The following is a 2,804-nucleotide window of genomic DNA, read 5'->3' on the forward strand; positions in this document are numbered from 1 at the left end:
TCGACAAAGCCTTTAGTCCTGAGCGTAGTCGAAGGAGCAGGGCGAACGGAACAAGCCTTAATTTAATGGCATTGGCTTATTGACTGGTTGCGGTACACTTAATTTAGCCTTTGTTTTTTCGAAGGAAAAAAAACATGATGACAGAAGCGCACTGGCAGCGTTTCATGGGAGGGAGCGATGCCGAGAAGATAGCTAGGCTTAAAGGCTGCGAATTGCTGAAGCCTATCTATGCGCAACGCGGATTTCTGCCCGAGAAAGACCCTCTGACCGCATTTCCTCATGAATCGCGTTATGCCGTGCTTGATGAGATCGGGCATGACCTGCCGAGCCTGCTCTATGACAAGAACTTTCGGACTTATGCGCGGGAGCTGGAAATTCCAAGATGGCAGGGGCCTGCTACCGAAGAGAACCTGCCTCAGCTGCGCCTTTATTATGTGCGGCTCGGTTTTCTTGCCTCCGCTTACGTCAGTCAGGTCGGGGCGGAGCCAGACAAGGTTCTGCCATATAACATCGCGGTGCCGCTGGTGCGGGCCGCAATGCTGCTCGATCGTTTGCCCATTCTGAGTTATGACGGCTACGCGCTCTATAACTGGAAACGCTTTCGCAAAAATCAACCGATCCGGTTGGGCAATATCGATACCCTGCAAAACTTCGTTCACCTGTATGACGAGCATTGGTTCATCCTGGTGCATGTAGAGATTGAAGCAATAGGGGCCGATATTCTGGCTGCGATCGCGTCGATCAAACGCAAACTGGCGGAAAATGATGATGTTGACCTGAACCCGGAGCTATGGCTCATCGCGGATTCTGTGCAACGCCAGGTCGATGTGATCAAGCGCATTCCGGAGTACATGGATTCCAGTCTCTATTACAAGACTTTCAGGCCTTATATCCGCTTTTTCGAAAATATAACCTATGAAGGCGTGGAGCAAGCGCCCATCCAGTTTCGTGGAGAGACAGGCGCCCAGAGCAGTATCATGCCGACCCTGATCGCCTTCATGAAAATTCCACATCAGCGATCCGCCTTGACGGACCATCTGGCCGATATGCGCAAGTACATGCCGCTCAGGCACCGGGTGCTGATCAAGGAAGTCGAGGCCATGCCGGATATCAGAAGTCCTGAATATAAGGAGCCTTATAACGCCATTCTGGATGCCATGGTGGCCTTCCGGCGCGTCCATTACGGCTGGGCGCAGGAATATATCAACCGCTGGACGGATGATCCGAGAGGAACCGGCGGCACTCCCTATATGCAGTGGCTCAAACAGATGCTACAGGAGACTGAGGCTCACCGTCTTTAAAATTGCGTGCGGATCTTTACAGACAATATTACATCTTTTCGCCGGTATCGATTATCCAGTCCCTGACGGATTGCCATGAGGAAACTTATCCTCTGCTTTGATTTGGCAGCGGCGAAATGTCAGCAGGACTTAATGGCGATCGAACCAGACATGCTTGGTATATCCATCCACATGTTTGCAGAGCAATTCCAAATAATCGCCGTGGATGGGGCCGACTTTATAGTGATGATCAGGGTTCAAATCGTAATGGCTCAAATCATGAACCATGAGCGGCATATCTTCATTGTCTATATAGCCCGTGCTTACAACTTCGTTTCTTTCCAGATCTTTGATTTCTATTTTGTGAGTTTCCATAATATTCGCTCTTTAAAGTCAATGAGAAAAATTACAGGATTTATGATTAGAAACTAGCTTTGCCTTATTGTTAGAAAAGAAACCTTTATTACGGTTCAAACACGTGACCCTTTGCGACAGCGCCGTCAACTCGCGCGTCCAAGGGAAGAGCGACACACAAATATAATCGGACAGTATTTTAAACATTGATAATGTCTTGGTTAGACCGCTTGGAAATTCACCATAATTCTCAAGGTTTGGCAGAGGTACGGAGTTGAAGTGCATCGGGGTGCCCTTTCTTTGCAGGGTGTCGGAGCGCATGGCGAATGAGCCATTTACGCTCCTTGGAAGCACCAATTAACCAACGCTCACAGATGCCGAACGCCAAATCCGGATGATCTTTGGCGATATCGCCGAGATTATTAGCAACACTTCGACGCACATAAAGGCTTGGATCGTCTTTTAACGCTTCGAGTATCGGCAATATAGGTTCAGGGTTGGAGATGAAGCTTGGAATCCGAATTGCCCACGGCAATCGTGGACGCGTTCCCTCTGAGCAAAGACGCCTGACGTGGGGACAAGGGTCGGTAAGCCATTCGTGTACTTTCTTGAGCGTGCGCTCCTGGTGGCGAATAAGAAAATGCCGAATAGAAAACTCCGCGCTAAAGCGTCTTGTGAGCTCATACTGCGCTCTTATGGAGACATCGAAAGTATCGTCCTCGTTGCATGTTCCCGGATCAAGCCCATACTCGGCAACAAAGCATACATGCGGGAGATAGAAAAACACGGCCAGTCCGTTGTTGTCAGTGGACTCAAGGGGCGGTGTCAGAGAAGCCAGCAGGATTTCCACGGCTGATGAATACGTTTGAGGCAGGAACTGATGAAGTGCCTGCGCCAACTTTTTTCCTCGCTCCAGTAATTCCAGACGCTCTAGGCTTGCCATTGCGGCGCCATAAAAACCGGCTGAATCGAACTGCGGGTATACGAAGGATATGTTGCGGGCCAGACAATGCACGGCCTCAGCATCAAGCAGATGTTTTAAAGGCACTCCTTTTTGAATAGTGCCTGGAGCAACAGGGATGGATGGAATATCTCGGAAATTAATGCTCATGTGTAAAAGTGTGATTACCGAGGGAAACTGACGGACTAATTACCGAGGGACTTTGTCGT

At 49.5% G+C, this 2,804-nt stretch carries 3 protein-coding genes; 1 reads left to right on the plus strand and 2 read right to left on the minus strand.

What is annotated here, in order from left to right:
* The first annotated feature begins 134 nt into the window (after nucleotides 1-134).
* A complete protein-coding gene (locus IT781_RS21580; RefSeq protein WP_228779348.1) occupies nucleotides 135-1,301 on the plus strand; it encodes an indoleamine 2,3-dioxygenase in 1,167 nt (388 codons plus the stop codon).
* Between the two features lie 129 nt (nucleotides 1,302-1,430).
* Here the strand turns inward: IT781_RS21580 and IT781_RS21585 are convergent, their stop codons facing one another.
* Both IT781_RS21585 and IT781_RS21590 read right to left on the minus strand, forming a co-directional pair.
* Nucleotides 1,431-1,655, minus strand: a complete 225-nt coding sequence (locus tag IT781_RS21585) for a hypothetical protein (protein WP_194972235.1) — start codon at nucleotides 1,653-1,655, stop codon at nucleotides 1,431-1,433.
* Between the two features lie 229 nt (nucleotides 1,656-1,884).
* Nucleotides 1,885-2,745 (minus strand): DNA alkylation repair protein, encoded by an 861-nt coding sequence (locus IT781_RS21590; RefSeq protein WP_194972236.1) that lies wholly within the window; start codon nucleotides 2,743-2,745, stop codon nucleotides 1,885-1,887.
* Between the last annotated feature and the right edge of the window lie 59 nt (nucleotides 2,746-2,804).

The sequence above is a fragment of the Methylobacter sp. BlB1 genome, assembly GCF_015476545.1.
Taxonomy (GTDB): Bacteria; Pseudomonadota; Gammaproteobacteria; order Methylococcales; family Methylomonadaceae; genus Methylobacter.